The sequence below is a fragment of the Flavobacteriaceae bacterium HL-DH10 genome, from assembly GCA_031826515.1.
GTDB classification, from domain to species: domain Bacteria; phylum Bacteroidota; class Bacteroidia; order Flavobacteriales; family Flavobacteriaceae; genus Thalassobellus; species Thalassobellus suaedae.
Map to the genome: position 1 here is coordinate 1501348 of CP134536.1, position 24560 is coordinate 1525907.

Consider the following 24560-nt stretch of genomic DNA (forward strand, 5'->3'; position numbering starts at 1 on the left):
CACCCCTAATAGGAATTCCCCCATTGGGGGTTAGGGGGCAACTATGTATCCAATAAAAAGAAATAGAAGATTAAGAACCAATGAAGCCATTCGCTCTTTAGTTCGTGAAACCATCATTACACCAAACGACTTTTTAGTACCGCTTTTTGTTGTTGAAGGTAAAGGCATAAAAGATGAAATTGCTTCAATGCCAAATTACTTTAGATATAGTTTAGATTTATTGGAAGGTGAAGTGAAAGAACTTTGGAAACTTGGATTGAAGTCTGTTTTGCTTTTTGTAAAAGTACCTGATAACTTAAAAGACAATAAAGGTACCGAAGCTTTAAACCCAAACGGATTGATGCAACGCGCTATTAAAACCGTTAAAAATGCATGTCCCGATATGGTTGTAATGACCGATGTCGCTATGGATCCTTATTCATCGTACGGACATGATGGTATTGTTGAAAACGGAAAAATCATAAACGACGATACTGTTGAGGTTTTAACCGAAATGAGCTTATCTCATGCCGAAGCAGGCGCCAACTTTGTAGCGCCTAGCGATATGATGGATGGTCGTATTTTATCCATTCGTGAAGCTTTAGAAGACGAAGGTTATACAGATACAGGTATTATGAGCTATTCAGCTAAATATGCATCTTCTTTTTATGGTCCTTTTCGTGATGCTTTAGATTCTGCTCCAGTAGATCTGATTGATGTCCCAAAAGACAAAAAATCTTACCAGATGGATTATGGAAACCGTTTTGAAGCACTTAGAGAAACAGAAATGGATATTGACGAAGGTGCCGATATTGTTATGGTAAAACCAGGCATTTCTTATCTTGATATTTTAAGAGACATTAAAAATGAAGTAGATGTACCTGTTGCTGTTTATCAGGTTTCTGGCGAATATGCGATGATAAAAGCTGCTGCCGAAAAAGGCTGGTTAAATCATGACCAAGTGATGATGGAGACGACTACAGCCTTTAAACGCGCTGGTGCAGATATTATAGCGAGTTACTTTGCTAAGGATGTTGTTAAATTGATTTCGTAAATTAGCGTTTAACAAAATCAATTCTTAATGAGCACACTAATTTTTTGGGCAACTATTTCTATTTTCTTTTCTTTTTTATGCTCGATCCTTGAAGCTGTATTATTAAGTATTACACCCACCTTTATAAATGTAAAGAAACAAGAAGGTAAAGTTTATGCTTTAATTCTTGAATCGTTAAAAAAAGATGTAGACAAGCCTCTAATTGCTATATTAACATTAAACACCATAGCGCATACATTGGGAGCCATGATGGTAGGTATTGAAGCAGAAAAACTACCTTTTAAAATTGAATTATTTGGCATTAATACCGTTGGTGTTGTATCTGCAATTATGACGTTTTTAATTCTTGTCGCTTCTGAAATTATACCAAAAACTATTGGTGCAACGTATTGGAAAAAACTGGCTAATTTTACATCTAAAGCGCTTACTGTTTTAATTTTTCCTTTAAAATGGACAGGTATTTTATGGCTATTACAACTTACAACTAAACTTATTGGAGGTAAAGGTCATGGTAGTATATTAAGTCGAGAAACTTTTATGGTAATGACCGATATGGCTCATGAAGAAGGTGTATTTCTAGAAAGTGAAAGCAAGGTTATAAAAAACCTTTTAACCTTTAAGGATGTTATGGCAAAAAATGTTATGACTCCTAGAACGGTTATGAAAACCGAAAATGAAAACTCAAGCGTTGAAGCGTTTTTTAATAAAAATCTGAACCTGCGTTTTTCAAGAATCCCTATTTATAGCGATACCGAAGATAATATTAAGGGGCTTGTTTTAAAAGATGATGTGTTTAAAGAAATGGCTTTGGGCAATGGCGCAAAAAAGCTATCAGAAATTAAACGAGACATTATTATAGTAGATCGTAATATTGCTATACCGACGCTTTTTGAAAAATTAGTTGCCACTAGAAATCACATGGCTTTAGTGGTTGATGAATATGGTACTGTTAGTGGTATAGTAACTATGGAAGATGTTATTGAAACATTGCTTGGTTTAGAAATTATGGATGAAAGCGATAATGTATCAGATTTACAAATCCAAGCCAGAAAAAACTGGGAAGCAAGAGCCAAAAAATTAGGTATTTTAGAAAATCCTAAAACTGAAGACTAATGGAAACTTGCATCATACCATCTCCATTAGGTTTTACTAAAATTGTTGGAGACATTGATGGTATTTCTTCTGTAACTGTATTAAATTCTGAAGAAAAAATAACAGACATAATCCCCATACAATTAGAAGATTGCGTAATTCAATTAAATGAATACTTCGAAGGATCTAGAAAACAATTCGATTTAAATTTAAATCCTCAAGGAACTGATTTTCAAAAAAAAGTATGGAATGCTTTATTAACCATTCCTTATGGTAAAAGCATTTCTTATCTGGAATTATCAAAACAATTAGGTGATGTAAAAGCTATTAGAGCAGTAGCTAATGCCAATGGCAAAAACCCCATTTGGATCATCATTCCTTGTCATCGAGTAATTGGCACAGACGGTAGTTTAACTGGTTATGCTGGTGGTTTATATCGTAAAAAATGGCTTTTAGACCATGAGAGCCCTTTCAAGCAACTAGCGTTATTTTAAAGTTTAACAAACTTTTTTAAAAACTCAATAAATCATAAATAACTGATTTACAATAAATTAAAACTAATTTATGAATTAATTTTATTATATGAGATTGTTGTCTCATATAAATTTATAAGTATTTTTTATATCTTTATTCTTTTATAAGACAAAATTCTCATGGGCAGTGTTTCATTAAATTCAGGTCGTAAAGTACAAAAGCAAAAAACAAGACTTAAAATTTTAAATACCACACAAGAGTTATTAAAGCAAAACCAAAACTTAAGTCTTGAAGATGTTGCCAAAGCATCAAATATTTCCAGAGCTACTATATATCGCTATTTTTCAAATATTGACTTATTATGCTCTGAGGCAAGTTTAGCCATCTTAACAAATTCTACCGAAAACACATTTTTAGAAAGTCAACACCTTCCCATAATTGATCGCATATTATACATTCAAGATTATTTTAATGAGTTAGCCTTAAACAATGAAGCAGCATTTCGTAAATACTTAAGTATTTATTTAAAAGAAGACAACTCATATAAAACTCAAATCTCTAGAAGCTCAAGAAGAATGGCAGCGTTAAAATTAGCCCTTATTCCTTACAGAAATCAAATTGACAGAGATGTTTATAATAAACTATTATCGGTTTCAACAGCATTAATGGGTATAGAATCTATTATAACAGCTAAAGACATTTGTAATTTAAATAATAGAGAAACAAAAGCTTCTTTAGCTTGGGGTTTAAGAATTATACTAAGTAGTATTTTTTAAAAAACAATCACAAATACTTATAGGTCGGGTTTTAATTATTATATTTAATTCAACTAAACATAATAGAATGAAATTTCTAAAAAAATTCTTTAAATGGCTTGTTATTATTATAGTAGCTCTAATAGCTTTACTCTATATTTTTGATTATGGTTATATTATAAGAGGTGCTAAAATTGTTTATCTCACAGGACATAAAACGGCTTTCATTGACGACTATCCTCATTTTGAAAACGATACCATAAAAAAAGGAAATAACTCCAGTCCTTGGGCAAAACATATAGATTATAATACCGCAAAAGAAACTGAAAAACTTTCTGAAGTTAATAAAGCTTGGGGTACCATTGCTTATCTTATTATAAAAAATGATAGTATTTGGTTTGAAAACTATTATGATGAATTTAATGAGGATTCGAAAACCAACTCTTTTTCCATGGCAAAAAGTATTACCACTTCGCTACTAGGAAAGGCTATTATGGATGGGTCTATTAAAAGTTTAGACCAGCCTGTTAGTGACTTTTATCCACAATATAATTATGCGAAAACTACTGTTGGCGATTTAGCATCTATGGCATCTGGTTTAGATTGGGTAGAGCATTATACAAGTCCGTTTTCAGTAACAGCTAGAGCAAATTATGATGATGACTTATCGGAAACTATCTTAAATCAAAAAGTAGTAAAAACACCAGGAAAAGAATATGAATATTTAAGTGGAAGTACCCAATTACTTGGAATGATTATTCAGAAAGCGACTGGTAAAACATTAGCAAATTATCTTTCAGAAAGTTTTTGGCAACCTATGGGAGCAACTGATGATGCACTTTGGCAATTAGATGACGAAGAACACAAACTCGCAAAAGCATTTTGCTGTATTTCTAGTAGTGCTAGAAATTTTGCTCGATTTGGTAAGTTGTATAAAGATCATGGAAAATGGAACGGCAAACAACTATTAGACTCTGCTTTTGTTACAAAATCAATAACGCCTCGATTTAAGGAAAGTCCACAGTATGGTTACGGATGGTGGTTAAAAGATGTTGGCGACAAACACTTTTTTATGATGCGAGGTCATCTTGGGCAGTACGTTATAGTTGAGCCTAATGATAATGTAATTATTGTTCGGTTAGGTCATAGAAAATCACCCGATAAAGGTGTTGGTGAATTCACTGAAGATATTTCAGTTTATATTGAAGAAGCTTATAAAATGCTAAATGAATGATATCAAAATTACACCTTGAAAACATATTATTTCTAGATATTGAAACCGTACCAGAGGTTCAATATTTCTCTGAATTAGATGAAACCAAACAAGCGCTTTGGGAACACAAATCTAAATACCAACGCAAAGACGAATTCACCGCTGAGGAGTTTTATGATAGAGCCGGAATTTGGGCAGAATTTGGTAAAATAGTGTGTATCTCTGTTGGATATTTTACATTTACAGGCGATTTAAGACAATTTAGAGTCACCTCTTTTTATGGTGATGAAATTACCATTTTAAAAGACTTTAAAAATCTATTAATTTCTCATTTTAGTCAAACTAAACATTTGCTTTGTGCGCATAACGGCAAAGAATTCGACTTTCCTTATATCGCACGTCGAATGATTATTCATAATATAGAATTGCCTTATAAACTCAATTTATTTGGAAAAAAACCTTGGGAAGTCCCTCATTTAGACACCTTAGAATTATGGAAATTTGGTGATTATAAAAGTTATACATCACTAAAGCTACTAACCCATGTTTTAGGTATTCCTTCTCCAAAAGATGATATTGATGGCAGCGAAGTATATCGTGTGTATTACGAAGAAAATGAAGTTGACCGAATTATAATTTACTGCGAAAAAGACACCATTGCTGTGGCACAAATCTTTTTACGTTTACGAGGCGATGATTTATTAAGCAACGATGAAATTATTCATATATAAATGACAAAAGAAGCCCTATTAAAAGTTGAAAATCTCTCTATATCATTTGGAAAAAACGAGGTCATTCATAATATTTCATACGAATTAAAAAAGAACGAAATTTTAGGGATTGTAGGCGAATCTGGTTCTGGAAAATCTGTATCTTCCTTAGCTATATTAGGACTTCTTCCAAAAAATATTTCAAAAATAAATTTTGGCAGAATTATATACAATGAACAAGATTTAATTGAGTCTTCACCAAAATTTTTACAAAATATTAGAGGAAACAAAATCGCCATGATTTTTCAAGAACCTATGAGTTCTTTAAACCCGTCTATGACCTGCGGAAAACAAGTTCAAGAAATTTTATTACAACACACAAAACTTACAAAACAAGAAGCTAAAGAAGAAACCCATTTACTGTTTGAAAAGGTAAAACTACCAGACGTAAAGCATACTTACAATAAATATCCTCATGAAATTTCTGGCGGACAAAAGCAACGTGTTATGATAGCCATGGCTATTGCCTGTAAACCCGATATATTAATTGCAGATGAACCCACAACAGCTTTAGATGTTACTGTTCAAAAAGAGATTATTAAGCTAATAAAAGACCTCCAAGCAGAAACCAAAATGAGTGTTATATTTATTACGCACGATTTATCTTTAATATCTGAAATTGCTAATCGTGTGTTAGTGATGTATAAAGGTAATATTGTTGAAGAAGGCTCTGTAATCAACATTTTTAAAAATCCACAAAACAACTATACTAAGGCCCTTATTAATTCGCGTCCTTCCTTAAATACGCGGTTAAAAAATTTACCAACTATTGACGATTATTTAAATAATACGGTTTCAAATACGATTATAACCTCAGAAGAGCGTAAGCAAAATCATGAGAAACTTTATAGTAAAGCACCTTTGCTAGAAGTTATTAATGTTGAAAAAGAATATATAACAAAAGGCAACTGGTTTAATAAAACGAACACTTTTAAAGCAGTAAACGACGTTAGTTTTAAACTATATGAAGGTGAAACTTTAGGTTTAGTTGGCGAATCTGGTTGCGGAAAATCTACGTTAGGAAATGCCATCCTTCAATTAGACAAAGCTACTGCGGGTCAAATTTTATATCAAGGTATCGATATTACAAAGCTTTCTAAAACTGAAATTAGAAAACTCAGGAAAGACATTCAAATTATTTTTCAAGACCCCTACTCCTCTTTAAACCCTAGAATTCCTGTTGGAGAAGCCATTATGGAGCCCATGAAAGTACATCAACTTTTTAATTCTGAAGAAGAACGTAAAGAAAAAGTTATAGATATTTTAAATCGTGTAGGTTTATCCGAAGACTACTTTAACCGATATCCTCATGAGTTTTCTGGTGGACAAAGACAACGTATTGGTATAGCCAGAACCATTGCATTACAACCTAAATTAATTGTCTGTGACGAATCAGTCTCTGCTTTAGACATATCGGTTCAAGCTCAAGTTCTAAACTTATTAAACGAACTTAAAGACACTTTTGGTTTTACGTATATTTTTATTTCACACGATCTTGCCGTTGTAAAATATATGAGCGACCAATTATTGGTAATGAATAAAGGTAAAATAGAAGAATTAGACGATGCAGATATTATATATAAATCGCCTCAAAAAGAATACACAAAAAAATTAATTCATGCCATTCCAAAAGGATTATAGCATGAATATTTTTTTTGTTAAATAGACTACGCTTTTTAAAAAATTCAAATTTTCTTTTACAGTTTCTTTGAATTTGCTTTCGCCATTTGTAGGTTGTTCAGGTAGATTTGTTGCAATATTCATAAGCGTAAAATTCATGATAGATTTGGGGAAATCTATTAATTTAACTTGGTTTATTTGGGGAGTACTAATATCAAACATTTTTTTTAAAAAACCAGTCAAAAAACACAAAAAATCGTTCAAATACGTATTTTTTTAACATTTCGTAGGTTTTTCTTCTTTCAGATCTTTCTGTCGAAAACTTTAAAGGCTCATTTCTGGAATATCGCCCTCTATAATTAGAGCACCTTCTGTCGCATTTTTAATTACTTCTACAGAAACTCCTGGAGCACGTTCTAAAAGCTTAAACCCCTTACTCGATACTTCAAGTACAGCCAAATTGGTTACAATTTTTTTAACACAACCAACTCCAGTAAGCGGTAATGAGCATTTTTTTAATAATTTAGATTCGCCTCTTTTATTAGTATGCATCATAGCTACGATAATATTTTCGGCACTTGCCACTAAATCCATAGCACCACCCATACCTTTTACCATACGTCCTGGAATTTTCCAATTAGCTATATCACCATTTTCAGCCACCTCCATGGCGCCTAAAATAGTTAAGTCTACGTGCTTTCCACGAATCATAGAAAAGCTCATGGCCGAATCAAAAAAACTAGCACCTGGAAGCGTTGTTATGGTTTGTTTACCTGCATTAATAACATCGGCATCTTCTTCACCTTCAAAAGGAAAAGGCCCCATGCCTAAAACGCCATTTTCACTTTGGAATTCTACTTCTATATCGTTTCGAACATAATTAGCTACTAAAGTGGGAATACCAATACCTAGATTAACATAATAACCATCTTGTACTTCTTTAGCTATACGTTTTGCTATACCTGTTTTATCTAACATAATTTCGTCATTCCTGTGAAGGCAGGAATCTTTTTAATTAAACCTTGTTTTTTAAAGATAGATTCCTGCGCACGCAGGAATAAAACTTCTATTCTTTTACTCTTACCGTTCGTTGTTCAATACGCTTCTCATAGGTTTCTCCCTGAAAAATACGTTGAACAAAAATTCCTGGAATATGAATTTGATTTGGATCTAAAGCTCCTAATGGTACTAATTCTTCAACCTCAGCAACTGTTATTTTAGCGGCTCCACACATATTAGGGTTAAAATTTCTAGCAGTCCCTTTAAAAACTAAATTACCAGCCGCATCACCTTTCCATGCTTTCACAAAAGCAAAATCGGCTTTAAAAGCATGCTCTAGTACATACATTTTACCATCAAACTCTCTGGTTTCTTTACCTTCTGCTACTTCTGTTCCGTAACCAGCAGGTGTATAAATAGCAGGAAATCCTGCCTGAGCAGCTCTACAGAGCTCTGCTAAAGTTCCTTGAGGTATTAATTCTACATCTAATTCACCAGAAAGCATTTGTCGCTCAAATTCATCATTTTCACCCACATAAGAGGATACCATTTTTTTTATTTGTCTTTTTTGAAGCAATAATCCTAAGCCAAAATCGTCTACACCTGCATTATTAGAAATACAGGTTAGCCCTTTTATACCAAGTTTTACTAATTGCCCGATAGCATTTTCTGGAATACCACTAAGCCCAAAACCACCAAGCATAAAAGTCATATTATCTGAAACTCCATGAAGAGCTATTTTAACATTATCTACTTTTTTATTAATCATTATTATTAATTTTAGCTTTATAAATTTACGAATAATAGAATTATAAGACCGAAACATTAACAAATAAAAAAACCATTCTGAAAAGAATGGTTTTAATTATATAATTAATTACTGAAATAAATTCATAATACTGTTTTAATATTAAAAATCTAAATCATCAGGCGTATCATTAGAATCGTTTTCAATACCAGTGCTCTCGTCAATGACTTTTGAACAATCTACATTTATAGAAAGATTAGCAGGTTCTTCAAAATCTTCTGCTGAAATATTTAAGGTTTCATCGGCATAACAACTTTTCATATAAACACCCCAAATAGGTAATGCCATAGCTGCTCCTTGCCCATATGTAATACCAGCAAAGTGCGCTGCTCTATCTTCAGCTCCTACCCAAACACCTGTAACTAAATTCGGTACTATACCCATAAACCATCCATCACTTTGATTTTGTGTGGTTCCTGTTTTTCCTGCTATAGGATTTGTAAATCCATAAGGATACCCTGTTATTATTTCCGAAAATTCTCTCCTATAGGAATCTGCTCCTTTTCCTCTTAAGCGAGCTCCAGAACCATATTGTGTTACACCTTCCATAAGCTTGATTGTTACATAGGCTGTTTCATCACTTAAAACATCACGTGTTTCTGGCTTAAACTGATACAAAATAGTACCGTTTTTATCTTCAATATTAGTAACCATTACTGGTTTTGTATACACCCCTTTATTAGCAAATGTTGAATAGGCTCCCACCATTTCATAAACACTTAAATCGGGTGTTCCTAATGCTATTGATGGTACTGGAGGTATTTCAGATTCAACACCTAGTTTTTTTGCTAAATCTACCACCGTTTGTGGACCAACTTTATCAATTAATCTTGCGGTTATTGTGTTTACTGATTTCGCTAAGGCATTTTTTAAAGTCCTTGTGCCTCCATAATCATTTTCACCATTAGAATTCCTAGGACACCATTTTTCTGGATTTCCATATTTACCAGCATCTATACAAAATGGTGTATCTGGCAATTTATCACATGGAGAGTAATGAAGCTGATCTATAGCTGTTGCATAAACAAATGGTTTAAAGGTAGAACCCACTTGTCGCTTTCCTTGTTTTACCATATCGTACTGGAAATGGCGGTAATTAACACCTCCAACCCAAGCCTTAACATGACCTGTAAGCGGATCCATAGACATCATGCCTGTACGTAAAAACGATTTATAATAACGCATGGAATCAATAGGTTTCATAATGGTATCTACTTCACTCGCTTTCCCTTCTTTCCATGCAAAAACAGTCATTTTAGTAGGTTTATGAAATGAAGCTATAATTTCTTTATCTGATTTTTCAGCATTTTTTAATATGCGCCATCGCTCACCTTGTTTCATAGAACGATTTAATAAATCATCTACTTCACTCTTATCTAATTCTAAAAAAGGTGCTGTTGGATTACGCTTTGGTGTGTTTTGATTAAAAAATTCTGCTTGCAACCTTGGCATATGTTGCTGTACAGCATCTTCAGCGTATTCTTGCATACGAGAATCTATAGTTGTGTAAATTTTTAAACCATCACTATTTATATTCCATTTTGTACCATCAGGTTTTGGATTATTCTTAATCCAATCCTTCATAAATCCTCTTAAGTATTCTCTAAAATAAGTTGCCATACCTTCACGATGTGATTCTGGCGAATAATTTAAATCAAGCTCTGTTTTTTGGAGCGAATCTTTAACGGCTTCTTCTAAATAACCATATTTTTCCATTTGAGCCAAAACCACATTACGTCTATTTTTAACTCCAACTGGATTTCTTCTTGGATTATACAATGCTGAATTTTTGAACATACCTACCAACATAGCCGATTCTTTTAAATCAAGATCTATAGGCTCTTTTCCAAAGTAGATTCTGGAAGCACTACGAATACCGTCTGCGTTATTTAAAAAATCATATATATTAAAGTACTGAGCAATAATTTCTTCTTTTGTGTATTGGCGTTCGAGACGAATAGCAATAATCCATTCTTTAATTTTTTGAGTAATCCTACCCAATGTATTTTTAGATCCTTCACCATGAAACAACTGTTTGGCTAATTGTTGAGATATTGTACTTGCACCGCCGCTACTTCCTAATTTAATTACAGCTCTTAAAGTACCTCGTGCATCAATTCCTGAATGCTCATGAAAACGCGCATCTTCGGTAGCGATTAAAGCAGTAACTAAATCTGGCGATAAATCATCATAACTTACAGGGGTTCTATTATCATTAAAATAGAATTTACCTAAAGTTTTCCCATCTGAAGAAATAATTTCGGTTGCTAAATTTGTTTTCGGATTTTCTAATTGTGTATGATCTGGCATGTCGCCAAATACACCCCAGGATGCTAATAAAAATATAAGCACTGCTGAAAATATACCTCCTAAAAATAACATCCAAAACCAACGAATGTATTTAGAGAAATCTTGAACTGGTGCTTTTGTGTTTTTTTTTGCTTTTGCCATGTACTTTAGGTTAATACATCTCGGGACTTCCCGATATAAAACCGGAACACTCGATGTGACATTTAATTATTATTTATATGTTCTACTCTAAAACCAATATCTGTAATACCTTCAAGCTCTGTAACACCATTTACTTTTCCGTTCTCTCTCATAGCTTGTTGAATATTAATGGTATATTCTCCTATTTCATTAAAAACAAATGGTTCATCTTGTCCTTTATACCAAAGTTTGTTTTCTTTAACATCGGTTAAGCCAGTACCTAAAAGTTTTCCGCTAGGGTCTGCCATTCTATATTCTAAAGTGTCTTTTATAGTTTTACCGTGCGGATAAACCATTTCGACAATTAAAAACAAATTATTGTATTTGTAAGCATTTGTATTTCTTAAGTTCACAAATAGATTATATTTTTTTGTTGAGTCTGGAGGTGTTACTTTAAAGCCTATAATGGAATCTTTATGCCATAAATTAGGCACCGATTTATACTCGTCAAAAACACGATTTGAATCGCAAGACACAAATACAAAAGAAAAAATTAAAAAAAATAACAAGACACTATTTCTCAGCATTTTTACTGTTTTGGGGTTTAGGTTTTCTTTTATTATTACTGTTTTTGTTTCTATTATTTGGATTGGGTTTATTCTTTGGAGTCGCTTTTTTATTAGCTTGATTTCCTTGCCCCCCCTGATTAGTTCTCTGATTAGGTTTTTGATTAGGTTTCCTCCTATTGTTTTTACGTTTATTATTAGGTTTTGGACTATCGAAACGTGTTAAACTATCCTGCCCTACAACGTTTTCAAACTCTGTTTTAGTATCTTCTACAAGTTCTGATGCATATTCTTCAAGGCTAGCAATAGGTTTATTCTTTTTATTAGCTTCAATAATTTCATTGGCCTGCTCTGTAGTTATTTTATGCCAATTCATCCACTCACCTTCATAAGCATACCACATGTGTCCTTTAAAAATATCTGTTTTTTGACAAACAGCTGTACCCTTTTCAGTTTTAAGTTTAATATCTGTTTTAGGAAAACTTTTTAAAGCATCTAAATAAGAATCTAATTCATAATTTAAACAGCATTTTAATTTACCACATTGTCCTGCTAATTTTTGAGGATTTAAAGACAGTTGCTGATAACGTGCTGCTGAAGTGCTTACCGAACGAAAATCGGTTAACCAAGTAGAACAACATAATTCGCGTCCACAAGAGCCAATACCACCAAGTCTTGATGCTTCTTGACGAAAACCAACTTGTTTCATTTCTATACGCGTTCTAAACTCGCGTGCAAATACTTTAATAAGTTCCCGAAAATCAACACGCTCTTCGGCTGTATAATAAAAAGTAGCTTTACTGGCATCGCCTTGAAACTCAATATCTGAAATCTTCATTTGAAGTTTCAAATCGATTGCAAATTGACGCGCTCTAACCTTCATAGGCTCTTCTTTATCGCGTGCCGTTTGCCAAATATCTATATCCTTTTGGCTTGCTTTTCTGTATATTTTTAATAGTTCTTCGGGAGTTTCAGAAATATTTTTACGTTTCATTTGAACGCGTACCAATTCCCCTGTAAGGGTTACCATACCAATATCATGACCAGATTGCGCTTGTGTCGCAACAATATCGCCAATGCTTAACGTTAAATTTTCGGTATTTTTATAATAATTTTTTCGGCCGTTTTTATAACGAACCTCAACCCAATCAAATGGTTTTTCTCCATTTGGTAGCGACATATTTGCTAACCAATCAAAAACAGTTAATTTATTACAACTATCTGTACCACAAGTACCATTATTTTTGCAGCCTTTTGGAGAGCCGTCTTTAGTTGAGCAACTTGCGCAAGCCATATGTTATTATATATTGAATTCGCTAATAATTAAATTATTACGAATGAAGGTTTATAAATATTTTAGTTTTCCGCCTATGCGAAAACAAGAATGAAAAGCAATTTTTTGAAATTAATTTTCTAAAAACGCCGTTTGGATGTAAAGATAAGATTAATATACTAACAAATAAAAATTGAAAAAATATTTAAACACTTTTAACGTCTATAATCTTTACTGGACAAGCTTTTGAAGCATTCTCACAATCATCAAGAATAGCTTCTTCATTAGATTTTAATGTGAAAAATCCTTTTTTATCAACCGCGTGTAATAAAACTGATTTTCCATCTTTTTTTGACATTTGAAATTGTTTCGGCGCTAATTCAACGCAATAATTACACCCAATACATTTATTACGCTGTAATGTTATTACAACCATTAAGCTTCTACTTTATTTTCAACAATTTTATATAACTTATCGGATGGTCTAATTCTAAAACCTAACGGAATAGTTACCATATCGCCTTTTTTACCTTTTTCAGATTTTTCATCATTCACCATCATATCACCAACTTCAACTTCTTGAGCTCCCGTAGTTGGACCTGTTATTAAAATGGTATCGCCTATAGAAATATCATAAGCTTCAATTTTAAACTCGCCAATTTGAGGTTTAGGAAAATAATGAGTTCCCTTACCTAAATACACTTTCTTTTGTGTAGCATGAGAGCCTGAACCTGTTGCCCATTCTCCTAGTTTCTGACCAAGATAATACCCATTCCAAAAACCACGATTATACACTTTTTCAAGTTCTTGCATCCAGGTAATTACTTTTTCTTTTTGATACGTTCCATTATTTAAACTATCAATAGCATCACGATAACAAGAAATTACTTTGGCTACATATTCTGGCGCTCTGCCGCGACCTTCAATTTTTAAAACGGTAATACCTGCATTTACAACTTCATCTAAAATATCGATGGTACACAAATCTTTAGGAGACATGATATATTCATTATCAATTTCCATTTCAAAGCCTGTTTCTTGCTCGATAACCGTATATTTTTTTCTACAATTTTGTTTGCAAGCGCCTCTATTTGCCGAAGAATTATATGAATGTAAACTCATGTAACATTTACCAGAAACCGCCATACAAAGCGCACCGTGGCCAAAAATCTCGATTTCCACAAGTTTACCTGAAGGTCCTTTTATTTGGTCTTTTTCAATGTATTCGGTGATCTTTTTTACTTGTCTTAAACTAAGTTCTCTACTCAATACCATCGTATCGGCAAACATGGCATAAAACTTTACCGTTTCAATATTTGTAATATTTATTTGAGTAGAAATATGCACTTCCATTCCAATTTCTCTAGCAGTCATAATAACAGCCTGATCCATGGCTATTACAGCAGTAATCCCTGCTTCTTTAGCTTTATTTATTAAGGTTTTTACAATCGATAAATCGTGATCGTAAATAATCGTATTTAAGGTTAAATACGTTCTCACTTGTTTTAATTGACAACGTTTTGCTATTTCTGGTAAATCATCTAAAGTGAAATTTACAGTAGCTCTAGCACGCATATTTAATTGTTCAACACCAAAATATACAGAGTCTGCACCATTATCTAAAGCAGCTTGCAAGGATTCAAAATTTCCTGCTGGAGCCATTAATTCTATTTGTTGCATAGCTATTTTATTGATCTTTGGTTTTGAATGTTTCAAAAATATTCCTCAAATCTTTTTTATACGGAAGATGATCTGCTCGTCCCTTTTTAAAGATATCATTGCTATTTCCTTGTCCTTTTCTAAGTGCTTTTTGCTCTTCATGAGGCAGTCTATTTATTTCCATACAAGTAGAAGAACAGCAATTTTCCATCTCTTCTTTACACTTAGGACATTGAATAAATAATAAATGACATGCTTCGTTAGCACAATTGGTATGTACATCGAAAGGTTCACCACATTGATGACAATTGGCAATAACATCTTCACTAATGCGTTCTGCACGTCTATCATCAAACACAAAATTCTGACCCAAAAATTTATTTTCTAAATGGTTTTCATTTACCTGTCTGGTGTATTCAATAATACCACCTTCTAATTGGTAAACATTTTTAAAGCCTTTATGTTTAAAATAGGCACTGGCTTTCTCGCAACGAATACCACCTGTGCAATACATCACCAAATTTTTATCCTCTTTATGGTCTTTTAAATCTTCTTCAATAATATCTAAAGAATCTCTAAACGTATCAACATCTGGAGTTATGGCATTTTTAAAATGACCTATTTCGCTTTCATAATGATTACGCATATCAACCAAAACGGTATTTTCGTCCTCTATAAACTGATTAAACGCTTCAGCTTTTAAATGAATACCTTTATTGGTTACATCAAAAGTATCATCATTCAAACCATCGGCAACAATCTTTTTTCTAACTTTTACCTTAAGTTTTAAAAACGATTTGTTGTCTTGTTCTACGGCAATATTTAATCGGATGTCTTTTAAAAAATCAATAGAATCTAAATGTGTTTTGAATTCATTAAAACGGTCGGCGGGTAATGATAACTGTCCATTAATGCCTTCATGAGCCACATAAATTCTACCCAAAACGTCTAATGCGTTCCAAGTAAGAAACAAATGGTCTCTAAAAATTTGTGGATTGCCAATTTTGGCATATTGATAAAAAGAAAGTGTTAATCGATTTTTTCCTGCTTTATCGATTAATTCGGCTCTTTCTTTTGCACTTAATTTATTGTACAGTTGCATGCTATACTAATTTTTAAGGTTAAAGAATATTATAAAGAGGCAAAAGTACGGTTTTTAAAAAAAGTGTCCAATTTAAAATAAAAAAGCACCTAATATATTAGGTGCTTAAGTAATTAGTTTGAGTTAATCAGCATGTAAAAATGCTCAAGTTAGTCAATTTCATAGCAAAAATCTTCTCACTTTGTTTAATAGATGCAAAATGTATTAAAAGGTTGCGTCATAAAATTGTATGATGTTAAAAGATGTACTATTTTAGCATACTACTTCAGAAAAAAAATAAATAAAAATGAGCAGCGAAAAAGAAGCAAAATTAAAAGCACTTAAACTTACATTAGATAAATTAGATAAGGCTTACGGGAAAGGTACTGTAATGAAAATGAGCGATGCCGCGGTTGTAGATGTAGAGTCTATTCCTTCTGGATCTTTAGGTTTAGATATAGCTTTAGGCGTTGGCGGTTATCCACGCGGTCGTGTTATTGAAATATACGGACCAGAATCATCAGGTAAAACAACCTTAACATTACACGCTATAGCAGAAGCTCAAAAAGCAGGTGGTATTGCTGCATTTATTGATGCAGAACATGCTTTTGATAGATTTTATGCAGGAAATTTAGGCGTTGACATTGATAATTTAATTATTTCTCAACCTGATAATGGGGAGCAAGCATTAGAAATTACAGATAACTTAATCCGTTCTGGAGCTATTGATATTGTTGTTATAGATTCTGTAGCGGCATTAACACCAAAAAGTGAAATAGAAGGCGAAATGGGGGACTCTAAAATGGGGCTTCACGCTCGTTTAATGTCTCAAGCTTTAAGAAAACTTACAGGATCTATCAGTAAAACAAACTGTACTGTGATATTTATTAACCAGTTACGTGAAAAAATTGGCGTTATGTTTGGTAACCCAGAAACAACAACTGGAGGTAATGCTTTAAAGTTTTATGCTTCTGTAAGATTAGATATAAGACGTTCTACACAAATTAAAGATAGTAACGGAAACGTTTTAGGTAATAAAACAAGAGTTAAAGTGGTGAAAAATAAAGTAGCACCTCCTTTTAAAATGGCTGAATTTGATATTATGTATGGTGAAGGTGTAAGTAAAGTTGGGGAAATACTAGATGTTGCTGTTGAACTTGAAATTGTTAAGAAGAGTGGTTCTTGGTTTAGTTATGAAGAAACGAAACTTGGGCAAGGTAGAGATGCTGTTAAAGCCATTATAAAAGATAACCCAGAACTTTTTGATGAACTAGAAGAAAAAATAAAAATCGCCATTAAAGGCTAAAACAAAACTAAAAAAATCTCGAGTAATCGGGATTTTTTTAGTTTCATGCGCAACCTTTTAATTACTACTGCATCTACCTAATGCAAACACAAATTAAAAAATTGCTATGAAAAAATTATTTCTACTTTCCTTAATACTAATATTAGCATCATGTAGTGTTGACGGTGATAGTACAAATTATAGTTTTGAGGTTTTACCAGTACAAAGTGTAGATATCCCAGATGAATTTGAATTAGGAGAAACATATCCTATAACCATTTCGTATCTTAGACCATCTACTTGCCACTCTTTTAAAGAGTTTTACTATCTTAAAGAAAACAATATCCGCACAGTTGCCCCTATAAACTTTGTGTTTGAGGACAACAATTGTAACGATCTTTCAGATGTATTAGTAGAAGAAACCATTAATTTTATTGTGACTAGCAATGGTTCTTATATCTTTAAGTTTTGGCAAGGAGAAGACACCAATGGAGAAGATCAATATTTAACTGTTGAAGTACCCGTTTTAGAGTAATTTATTTTTAATTAATACGTGTTTAATTTGAGTTTAAATCAACTCATAGAAAATTGTAAAATTAATGATACCAAAGCACAAGGAGAATTGTATAAGCTCTTTTCGAGTAAGCTATTTTCAGTGTGTTTGAAGTATTCAAAAAACTATGCTGAAGCAGAAGATAATTTGCAAGATGCATTTTTAACAATTTTTAATAAAATTGGGCAATATAAAAACAAAGGCTCTTTTGAAGGTTGGTTAAAACGTATTACGATAAACACCGTATTACAACGATACAGAACCGAAAAGGTTTTTGATATTATAAATGAAAATAGCATTGAAGATGTTGTACTAGAAATTGATGAAGACGAAATTTCAATCGATTATTTATTACAAATTATTCAAGAATTGCCAGATAGGTATAGAATGGTTTTTAACCTATATGTATTAGATGGCTATTCACACAAAGAAATAGCAGACATGCTAAATATTAATGTAGGAACTTCAAAATCTAATTTAGCGCGAGCTAGACAAACATTGAAACAAACTATTGAAAGTTATAAAACAGCCAAAAGTACACAATCATTATAATGAAGGATAAAAAGCATATAGATCGATTATTTCAAGAAGGTCTTAAAGATTTTGAGGCTACACCTAATGATGCTGTGTGGAAAAATATTGAGGCTAAACTTCAAAAAAAGAAAAAACAGCGTATTATTCCTATTTGGTGGCGTTATGCTGGGGTTGCGGCTTTACTATTGCTACTTTTAACTATTGGAGGAAGCTACTTTATTAATACTGATAAACCTCAACCAAATACAGTTGTTGATACAGAAACTAAAACAGATAATGATGCTAATAATATAAATAAAGATGCCTTAAACGGATTACCTACAAACAAAAGTATTATTACAGAGAGTCATATAGAAAACAATAACATAGAAAAGGCTCCTCTAAATACCTCTAAATTATTAAATACTAAAACTAATACTTCAACCGAATCATCGGTTGCTGAAACAACCGACTCTAAAATTTTAAATCAAAACACAAACAACCATACTTCATCTTCAAATAAAGTATCAAATCTATCTAATTCAACAATAAAAACAAAAACGGTAATTGCTTCCAATCTTGAAGAAACAAATAAAAACATTAATCAAAGTCTAAATAATTCAACTTTAATTGATAACAATAGTGCTAAAAAAATCATTAATAACACCTCAAAAAAACATAATACAATTGCTAAATCTAATGAAGAAGAGATAAATGCTTTAGCTAACAACAAAACAAGCGAAGAAAATATACTTACTATTGAAGAAGCGATAGACAAGACTAAAGATGTTATTGAAAAAGAAAAACTAAATAGATGGAGTATTACTCCTAATGTAGCTCCTGTATATTTTAATAGTTTAGGGGAAGGCTCTTCAATAGACCCGCAATTTAATAGCAACTCTAAAACAGGAGAGGTTAATATGAGTTATGGAATTTCTACTAGCTATGCTGTAAATAAGAAATTGAGTATTCGTTCTGGTATTAATAGAGTAAATCTGGGTTATAACACTAATAATATTGTTGTTTACAGATCCGTTGGTGTAAGTAGCAGTACACGCGCGCTGCAAAATGTAAGTGTTGCTAAAAATAATAGTAATACAGATGTTACTGCTACTGATAATACTTCGGAAAGTATTTCGCTTGTAAGTGGAGAAAATTTTATTTCAAATGAAAGTCCAGAATCATTTGGTGCATCAAATACCTCTATTAATCAATCTTTAGGATATATTGAAGTTCCTATAGAAATTCAATATATCCTATTAAATAAAAAATTAGGCATTAATGTTATTGGTGGTTTTAGTTCATTCTTCTTAAATAATAATGAAATTTATTCTGAAGTAAATGGCAGTAACAGAACCCTTTTGGGTGAAGCTACCAACTTAAACACAATAAGTTATAGTGCTAATTTTGGTCTAGGTTTAAACTATCAAGTTTCTAAAAAAATAGACTTGAATTTAGAGCCTATGTTTAAATATCAAATTAACACGTTTAACAATACATCTGGCGATTTTAAACCTTATTTTATAGGGGTTTATACTGGATTCGCCATTAAATTTTAGGTTTTTGGTTAGATCTATAGATATTGATTTTCAGTAAGCTCGGAAATCAATATCAAAAAAAACTGCTCTTCCCCAGAGCAGTTTTTTATTTGTTAAACATTTGTAACTGCGTTAAAATAATAGTTCTAGAATTTTCATTTAATGATTTAGTATCTTTAACTGTAAAATTTTCTGTCGATATAAATTCATGAATTTTAGCACGCATTTCACCAGGTCCTCCACTAAAAAAAGTGTAAGAAAACCTTTTTTTATTATCAGCAAACGTAATTGGCACAATGGGTATGCTATGATTAATAGCTAACCTAAATGCGCCATCTTTAAATTCATCTAATTCAATATGTTCCTCTGGCACACCACCTTCAGGAAAAATACAAATACTTAAACCAGATTTTAAACGTCTTTGCGCTCTTAAAAATACCGCTTGCCTACTTTTAGCAGAACTTCTATCTACCAAAATACAAGTACGCTTATAGAAAAATCCAAATAACGGAATTTTAGCTAATTCTTTTTTACCAACAAATACAAAAGGATTATTAACAGAAACCAACATAAGCATGATATCTGCCATAGACGTATGGTTGGCAATAAACATATAACTCTTATCTTTTTCTGGTTTTTGTTCGCTTTCAATGCGGTAATTAAATCCCATGCCTATTAAAATAATTTTTGCCCAAACTCTAGCTATTTTAAAAAAAAACGGATACCAGGACTCTTTTAAAATTGAAATTAAAAGAATCGGGAACATAATTAGTATTGGCAAACCCACAAGTGTATAAAACCAAATACGATATAATACCCAAAAAATGTGTTTTATAAATTTCATGAGTATCAAAAATACTATTATAAATTGATTATCTTTAAAACATAACAACTTAAAATATTGAATTATGAGTTTACTTTATTCTTTACTAATTGGCGCTATAGCTGGTTGGTTAGCTGGAAAATTAATGAAGGGTGGTGGTTTTGGAGTATTACTTAATATTGTAATTGGTATTATTGGAGGCATTGTTGGAAACTGGCTTTTTGCAACATTAGGCATTTCACTAATGAGAGGTGTTATAGGCGATATTTTAACAGGAGCTATAGGAGCATCGGCCATATTATTTATTGCAGGCTTATTTAAAAAATAATCTTTTTTCTGTTTTTTACAAAAGTGGTTCACGCCACTTTTTTTTATTGCATAACTTATCTTTAAATTTGCAGCTTATAAAAAATTTATGGCACGCATACTTACAGGCATACAAAGTACAGGAACACCACATTTAGGAAATATTTTAGGCGCTATTTTACCCGCCATTAAAATGGCTGAAAACCCAGAAAACGATTCCTTTTTATTTATTGCCAATCTACATACATTAACTCAAATTAAAGATGCTAATGTACTAAGAGAGAATACTTACTCTACAGCTGCTACATGGCTAGCTTTTGGCTTAGATATTGAAAAAACAGTGTTTTACAGACAAAGTGATATTCCGCAAGTAACTGAGTTGTCTTGGTATTTAAGTTGCTTTTTTCCTTACCAGCGTTTAACATTAGCACATAGTTTTAAAGACAAAGCCGATAGGTTAGAAGATGTGAACTCGGGGTTATTTACGTACCCCATGCTTATGGCTGCCGATATTTTATTATATGATGCCGAAATTATCCCTGTTGGAAAAGACCAACTACAACATATAGAAATGACGCGAGATGTCGCGTCTCGTTTTCATGCTAAAGTAGGCGACACTTTTGTAATGCCAGAAGGAAAAATACAGGAAAACACGATGCTTATTCCTGGTACCGATGGTGAAAAAATGAGTAAAAGTAGAGATAATACTATCAATATATTTTTAGCCGATAAAAAATTGCGCAAGCAAATTATGTCTATTCAAACGGATAGTACACCGCTTGAAGAACCTAAAGATTGGAGTACTTGCAACTGTTTCGCTATTTATAGTTTATTAGCTTCGGAAGCTGAAATAGCAACTATGAAAGCTAATTACGAAAACGGTAATTACGGTTACGGACATGCAAAACAGGCTTTATTTGAATTAATAGTTGAAAAGTTTTCAGAACAACGTGAACGATATAACTATTACATGAATAACCTCAACGAAATTGATGCTGCATTGGCTGTTGGTGCAGAAAAAGCAAAATTGATTGCCAATGGGGTTTTAAATAGAGTTAGAGAGAAGGTTGGTTATTAACAAATTACTGCCTTCACAGGAATAACAGATTAAATAACCTCAAACAACTTTCCAGGTAACGGTCTAATAACACCTTTCAATTCCATAGTTAATAAAATACTGGCCACTTTAAAAATAGGAAGATTACAACTAATAGCTATATGATCTAGTTGTTGCTTATTTTTATCTTTTAAATAATTATAAATTATTTTTTCAGTCGAATCTAATTCTACAAACAATTGTTTTTGAATAACAGGTTTTTTGTCTTCTTCTAATTGCCAGTTCAAAATATAAGGTACATCTAGTGGTGTACTAAGCATGTGTGCTTTTTGCTGTTTAATTAAATTATTACAACCTACACTTTGGCTATCTGTTGTGCGTCCTGGAACAGCAAACACATCCCGATTATACGAACTGGCAATATCTGCAGTAACTAAACTTCCTCCTTTTTCGGCAGATTCTATAACAATAGTTGCTTCACTTAAGCCAGCAATAACTCTATTTCGTTTTAAAAAATTATTTCTATCAAAATGATCACTACTCCAAAAATCGGTAAAAAACCCACCATTTTTTTCAACTTCACCCATATATTTTTTATGCACTTTTGGATAGATTTGATTTAACCCATGCGCTAAACAACCTACGGTTTGTAAATTGTGTTTTAAAGCTGATTTATGAGCGGTAATATCTGTTCCGTAAGCAAACCCAGAAACTATAACAGGATTATAAATAGCTAATTGTTCAATTAAATCCTCACAAAACACAATACCACTGGTTGTAATTTTTCTAGCTCCAACAATGCTAATAATTCGCTGTTTTTTCAAATTAATCTGACCTGTTTCAAATAACAAAATAGGTCCGTCAATACAATGTTTAAGTTTTTCAGGATAATTTTTATCTTCAAAATAAGATACTTTAATCTGATTACGATTTATAAATTCAATTTCACTCTCAGCTTCTTTTAAATGTATTACTTCAAACAAATGACCCAAAATAGTAGTGCCAATACCATCAATTTTAAGAAGATTCTGCTTTTTTTCTTTTAAAATAGCTTCAGCAGAACCACAATGTGAAATTAATTTTTTGGCCGTTATATCACCTATATTCGGAACATGTTGTAAAGCTAAAGTATAAAGTAAATCATTTTCTGTCATGCTATTCATTTGATTTTGAATCTACAATAAAAGAGTTATTAATCATTAATTGAGACTTTAAATTTATATATTCGCTTCAAATCTAAGTAAATTCTTTCAACTGTTTGGTAAATTGTAGAAAGAGAATCTACTAGTTGTTAATAAATACTTCGACTTAAATTTTATCAGCAGACATAATTTTTTAACTTTGTTTTTATGCAATTAGAAACCTACATCAGCGACTTATTATATAGATATGAGTGTGTGACCATTCCTGAGTTTGGCACCTTTTTAACACAACCTGTTTCTGCCACTGTAAATAACACTACAAACGTTTTTTATCCTCCTAAAAAAGTAGTGTCTTTTAATGAGCAAATTCAAAAAAACGATGGGTTATTAGTAAATTATATTGCAGATGTAGAAAAGATTCCTTTTGAAATTGCAAATGAAAAAATTGCAAAACGTGTTACCATATTAAAAGATTTTTTAACTCAAGGCGAAACACTTACTTTTAAAAATATAGGGGAGATTGTATTTAATAGTGAAGGCAAAATTTTATTTGAACCTTCATATCATTTAAATTATCTAACGGATGCTTTTGGTCTATCTCAATTTGTATCACCCTCAATTACAAGGGAAACTTACAAAGAAGAAGTTGAAGCTATTGAAAAAGTAATTCCAATTACTATTACGCCTGAAAAACGCAAATCGAGACCTTATTTTAAATACGCAGCAGTTGCTTTAATTGCTTTAACTTTAGGTGGCTTTGCTGCTTCTAAATATTATGTAAATCAAATTGAAGCGCATAACCAATTAGCACAAGAAGAAGCCGAACAAAAGCTAGATAATAAAATACAACAAGCAACTTTTAATTTAAACCCGTTTCCCGCGATTACTTTAAAAGTAACGAAACAAGCAGGGAGTTTTCATATTGTAGCCGGAGCTTTTAGAATTGAAGAAAACTGTGATAAAAAAATTGATCAACTTAAAGCTGATGGTTTTAAAGCTAGAAAAATTGGCGTTAATAAATATGGTTTACACCAAGTTGTTTATGCAAGTTATGAAAACAGACTTGAAGCTTTAAAAGCGCTTAGAAACATTAAAAAAAACCATAATAAAGACGCTTGGCTACTTGTAGATTCTGATACAAAAATTATAAATACGTTAAGCAAAGTAAATGCTTCTAACGAAAAATCATTACAAACAGCTGAAACAAAAGAGAGTACTGACCTTGCTAACCAACAACCACTAAGTAATTCTCCAGAAACAGCTGATAATTTTGAACTAAAAGAAAACCCAAACGTTATAAAAATAATCCATAATGTTAAAACTGTTGAAAGTGGCTATTATTTAATGTTAGGAGCTTATAACAATTCGGCAAAAAGAGATGCTTTTTTAAGTGAACTAACATCTGCAGAATTATCTAATATATCGTTTTTCTTCGATACCAAAAACGCCATGTATTTTGTATATTACAAAGAAAAATTCAACGATTTAGAATCTGCTAATAAATCATTACAATCAAAAGGAAATCTATCATATACAGGGAAGATGGCTGTAGTTAAAGTAGAAAATTAAT

24 protein-coding genes are annotated in these 24560 nt (G+C 32.1%); 14 read left to right on the plus strand and 10 right to left on the minus strand.

Annotation, left to right across the window (positions count from 1 at the left end; genetic code table 11):
- Window positions 1-43: 43 nt before the first annotated feature.
- The 7 genes from hemB (at window position 44) to RHP49_06605 (ending at window position 6978) form a co-directional block, all read left to right on the plus strand.
- Window positions 44-1033: a porphobilinogen synthase gene (gene hemB / locus RHP49_06575; GenBank protein ID WNH13915.1), complete on the plus strand. Its 990-nt coding sequence runs from the start codon at window positions 44-46 to the stop codon at window positions 1031-1033.
- Between the two features lie 27 nt (window positions 1034-1060).
- The gene (locus RHP49_06580) at window positions 1061-2146 is read left to right on the plus strand and encodes a hemolysin family protein (protein WNH13916.1); all 1086 of its coding nucleotides are present in this window, start codon (window positions 1061-1063) and stop codon (window positions 2144-2146) included.
- Window positions 2146-2619, plus strand: coding sequence for a methylated-DNA--[protein]-cysteine S-methyltransferase (locus tag RHP49_06585; GenBank protein WNH13917.1), 474 nt, complete (start codon window positions 2146-2148; stop codon window positions 2617-2619). The genes RHP49_06580 and RHP49_06585 overlap by 1 nt, the downstream gene beginning before the upstream one ends.
- Window positions 2620-2778: 159 nt before the next feature.
- Window positions 2779-3375 (plus strand): TetR/AcrR family transcriptional regulator, encoded by a 597-nt coding sequence (locus RHP49_06590; GenBank protein WNH13918.1) that lies wholly within the window; start codon window positions 2779-2781, stop codon window positions 3373-3375.
- A 67-nt stretch (window positions 3376-3442) separates the two neighbouring features.
- Window positions 3443-4588, plus strand: coding sequence for a serine hydrolase (locus RHP49_06595; protein ID WNH13919.1), 1146 nt, complete (start codon window positions 3443-3445; stop codon window positions 4586-4588).
- A complete protein-coding gene (locus RHP49_06600) occupies window positions 4585-5298 on the plus strand; it encodes a 3'-5' exonuclease (protein WNH13920.1) in 714 nt (237 codons plus the stop codon). Before RHP49_06595 ends, RHP49_06600 begins: the two co-directional genes overlap by 4 nt.
- A complete protein-coding gene (locus tag RHP49_06605; GenBank protein WNH13921.1) occupies window positions 5299-6978 on the plus strand; it encodes an ABC transporter ATP-binding protein in 1680 nt (559 codons plus the stop codon).
- 303 nt (window positions 6979-7281) lie between these two features.
- Here the strand turns inward: RHP49_06605 and RHP49_06610 are convergent, their stop codons facing one another.
- The 8 genes from RHP49_06610 to RHP49_06645 form a co-directional block, all read right to left on the minus strand.
- The gene (locus RHP49_06610; protein WNH13922.1) at window positions 7282-7935 is read right to left on the minus strand and encodes a 3-oxoacid CoA-transferase subunit B; all 654 of its coding nucleotides are present in this window, start codon (window positions 7933-7935) and stop codon (window positions 7282-7284) included.
- An 88-nt stretch (window positions 7936-8023) separates the two neighbouring features.
- The gene (locus RHP49_06615) at window positions 8024-8725 is read right to left on the minus strand and encodes a CoA transferase subunit A (GenBank protein WNH13923.1); all 702 of its coding nucleotides are present in this window, start codon (window positions 8723-8725) and stop codon (window positions 8024-8026) included.
- Window positions 8726-8866: 141 nt separating this feature from the next.
- Entirely contained in the window at window positions 8867-11215 is a 2349-nt protein-coding gene (locus RHP49_06620; GenBank protein WNH13924.1) for a transglycosylase domain-containing protein, read from the minus strand.
- Between the two features lie 62 nt (window positions 11216-11277).
- On the minus strand, window positions 11278-11781 hold the full coding sequence (locus tag RHP49_06625) for a gliding motility lipoprotein GldH (GenBank protein WNH13925.1): 504 nt from the start codon (window positions 11779-11781) through the stop codon (window positions 11278-11280).
- Complete coding sequence (ricT, locus tag RHP49_06630) at window positions 11768-13054, minus strand: regulatory iron-sulfur-containing complex subunit RicT (GenBank protein WNH13926.1); 1287 nt, start codon at window positions 13052-13054, stop codon at window positions 11768-11770. Before ricT ends, RHP49_06625 begins: the two co-directional genes overlap by 14 nt.
- 184 nt (window positions 13055-13238) lie before the next feature.
- Window positions 13239-13469, minus strand: a complete 231-nt coding sequence (locus tag RHP49_06635; protein ID WNH13927.1) for a ferredoxin — start codon at window positions 13467-13469, stop codon at window positions 13239-13241.
- Window positions 13469-14713 carry a peptidase U32 family protein gene (locus RHP49_06640; protein ID WNH13928.1) on the minus strand — a complete coding sequence of 415 codons (1245 nt, stop codon included), beginning with the start codon at window positions 14711-14713 and terminating at the stop codon, window positions 13469-13471. The genes RHP49_06635 and RHP49_06640 overlap by 1 nt, the downstream gene beginning before the upstream one ends.
- A gap of 7 nt (window positions 14714-14720) precedes the next feature.
- Window positions 14721-15794 (minus strand): rhodanese-related sulfurtransferase, encoded by a 1074-nt coding sequence (locus RHP49_06645; protein ID WNH13929.1) that lies wholly within the window; start codon window positions 15792-15794, stop codon window positions 14721-14723.
- Between the two features lie 286 nt (window positions 15795-16080).
- On the opposite strand from RHP49_06645, the gene recA reads away from it, so the two are divergent.
- From recA to RHP49_06665, 4 genes are all read left to right on the plus strand, one after another.
- Window positions 16081-17079, plus strand: coding sequence for a recombinase RecA (recA, locus tag RHP49_06650; protein ID WNH13930.1), 999 nt, complete (start codon window positions 16081-16083; stop codon window positions 17077-17079).
- 106 nt (window positions 17080-17185) lie between these two features.
- Window positions 17186-17593, plus strand: coding sequence for a hypothetical protein (locus RHP49_06655; GenBank protein ID WNH13931.1), 408 nt, complete (start codon window positions 17186-17188; stop codon window positions 17591-17593).
- 27 nt (window positions 17594-17620) lie between these two features.
- Window positions 17621-18163, plus strand: a complete 543-nt coding sequence (locus RHP49_06660; GenBank protein ID WNH13932.1) for an RNA polymerase sigma factor — start codon at window positions 17621-17623, stop codon at window positions 18161-18163.
- Entirely contained in the window at window positions 18163-19683 is a 1521-nt protein-coding gene (locus tag RHP49_06665) for a hypothetical protein (GenBank protein WNH13933.1), read from the plus strand. Before RHP49_06660 ends, RHP49_06665 begins: the two co-directional genes overlap by 1 nt.
- Window positions 19684-19768: 85 nt before the next feature.
- Here RHP49_06665 and RHP49_06670 read toward each other — a convergent pair whose 3' ends face one another.
- Window positions 19769-20506 carry a lysophospholipid acyltransferase family protein gene (locus RHP49_06670; GenBank protein ID WNH13934.1) on the minus strand — a complete coding sequence of 246 codons (738 nt, stop codon included), beginning with the start codon at window positions 20504-20506 and terminating at the stop codon, window positions 19769-19771.
- A gap of 64 nt (window positions 20507-20570) precedes the next feature.
- On the opposite strand from RHP49_06670, the gene RHP49_06675 reads away from it, so the two are divergent.
- Window positions 20571-20813: a GlsB/YeaQ/YmgE family stress response membrane protein gene (locus RHP49_06675; GenBank protein WNH13935.1), complete on the plus strand. Its 243-nt coding sequence runs from the start codon at window positions 20571-20573 to the stop codon at window positions 20811-20813.
- Window positions 20814-20900: 87 nt separating this feature from the next.
- Complete coding sequence (gene trpS, locus RHP49_06680) at window positions 20901-21869, plus strand: tryptophan--tRNA ligase (GenBank protein ID WNH13936.1); 969 nt, start codon at window positions 20901-20903, stop codon at window positions 21867-21869.
- 29 nt (window positions 21870-21898) lie between these two features.
- Here the strand turns inward: trpS and dprA are convergent, their stop codons facing one another.
- A complete protein-coding gene (gene dprA, locus RHP49_06685; GenBank protein ID WNH14388.1) occupies window positions 21899-23002 on the minus strand; it encodes a DNA-processing protein DprA in 1104 nt (367 codons plus the stop codon).
- 195 nt (window positions 23003-23197) lie between these two features.
- Here dprA and RHP49_06690 point away from each other — a divergent pair, with 195 nt between their 5' ends.
- Window positions 23198-24559, plus strand: a complete 1362-nt coding sequence (locus RHP49_06690) for an SPOR domain-containing protein (protein WNH13937.1) — start codon at window positions 23198-23200, stop codon at window positions 24557-24559.
- Window position 24560 lies beyond the last annotated feature (1 nt).

Coding starts and splice junctions, on each gene's coding strand:
- RHP49_06665 (WNH13933.1), top strand. CDS start 18,163: ATGAAGGATAAAAAGCATATAGATCGATTATTTCAAGAAGGTCTTAAA.
- RHP49_06675 (WNH13935.1), top strand. CDS start 20,571: ATGAGTTTACTTTATTCTTTACTAATTGGCGCTATAGCTGGTTGGTTA.
- RHP49_06640 (WNH13928.1), bottom strand. CDS start 14,713: ATGCAACAAATAGAATTAATGGCTCCAGCAGGAAATTTTGAATCCTTG.
- RHP49_06625 (WNH13925.1), bottom strand. CDS start 11,781: ATGCTGAGAAATAGTGTCTTGTTATTTTTTTTAATTTTTTCTTTTGTA.
- RHP49_06635 (WNH13927.1), bottom strand. CDS start 13,469: ATGGTTGTAATAACATTACAGCGTAATAAATGTATTGGGTGTAATTAT.
- RHP49_06600 (WNH13920.1), top strand. CDS start 4,585: ATGATATCAAAATTACACCTTGAAAACATATTATTTCTAGATATTGAA.
- RHP49_06655 (WNH13931.1), top strand. CDS start 17,186: ATGAAAAAATTATTTCTACTTTCCTTAATACTAATATTAGCATCATGT.
- ricT (WNH13926.1), bottom strand. CDS start 13,054: ATGGCTTGCGCAAGTTGCTCAACTAAAGACGGCTCTCCAAAAGGCTGC.
- RHP49_06615 (WNH13923.1), bottom strand. CDS start 8,725: ATGATTAATAAAAAAGTAGATAATGTTAAAATAGCTCTTCATGGAGTT.
- RHP49_06585 (WNH13917.1), top strand. CDS start 2,146: ATGGAAACTTGCATCATACCATCTCCATTAGGTTTTACTAAAATTGTT.
- RHP49_06580 (WNH13916.1), top strand. CDS start 1,061: ATGAGCACACTAATTTTTTGGGCAACTATTTCTATTTTCTTTTCTTTT.
- hemB (WNH13915.1), top strand. CDS start 44: ATGTATCCAATAAAAAGAAATAGAAGATTAAGAACCAATGAAGCCATT.
- RHP49_06605 (WNH13921.1), top strand. CDS start 5,299: ATGACAAAAGAAGCCCTATTAAAAGTTGAAAATCTCTCTATATCATTT.
- RHP49_06620 (WNH13924.1), bottom strand. CDS start 11,215: ATGGCAAAAGCAAAAAAAAACACAAAAGCACCAGTTCAAGATTTCTCT.
- trpS (WNH13936.1), top strand. CDS start 20,901: ATGGCACGCATACTTACAGGCATACAAAGTACAGGAACACCACATTTA.
- dprA (WNH14388.1), bottom strand. CDS start 23,002: ATGACAGAAAATGATTTACTTTATACTTTAGCTTTACAACATGTTCCG.
- RHP49_06690 (WNH13937.1), top strand. CDS start 23,198: ATGCAATTAGAAACCTACATCAGCGACTTATTATATAGATATGAGTGT.
- RHP49_06590 (WNH13918.1), top strand. CDS start 2,779: ATGGGCAGTGTTTCATTAAATTCAGGTCGTAAAGTACAAAAGCAAAAA.
- recA (WNH13930.1), top strand. CDS start 16,081: ATGAGCAGCGAAAAAGAAGCAAAATTAAAAGCACTTAAACTTACATTA.
- RHP49_06670 (WNH13934.1), bottom strand. CDS start 20,506: ATGAAATTTATAAAACACATTTTTTGGGTATTATATCGTATTTGGTTT.
- RHP49_06595 (WNH13919.1), top strand. CDS start 3,443: ATGAAATTTCTAAAAAAATTCTTTAAATGGCTTGTTATTATTATAGTA.
- RHP49_06610 (WNH13922.1), bottom strand. CDS start 7,935: ATGTTAGATAAAACAGGTATAGCAAAACGTATAGCTAAAGAAGTACAA.
- RHP49_06645 (WNH13929.1), bottom strand. CDS start 15,794: ATGCAACTGTACAATAAATTAAGTGCAAAAGAAAGAGCCGAATTAATC.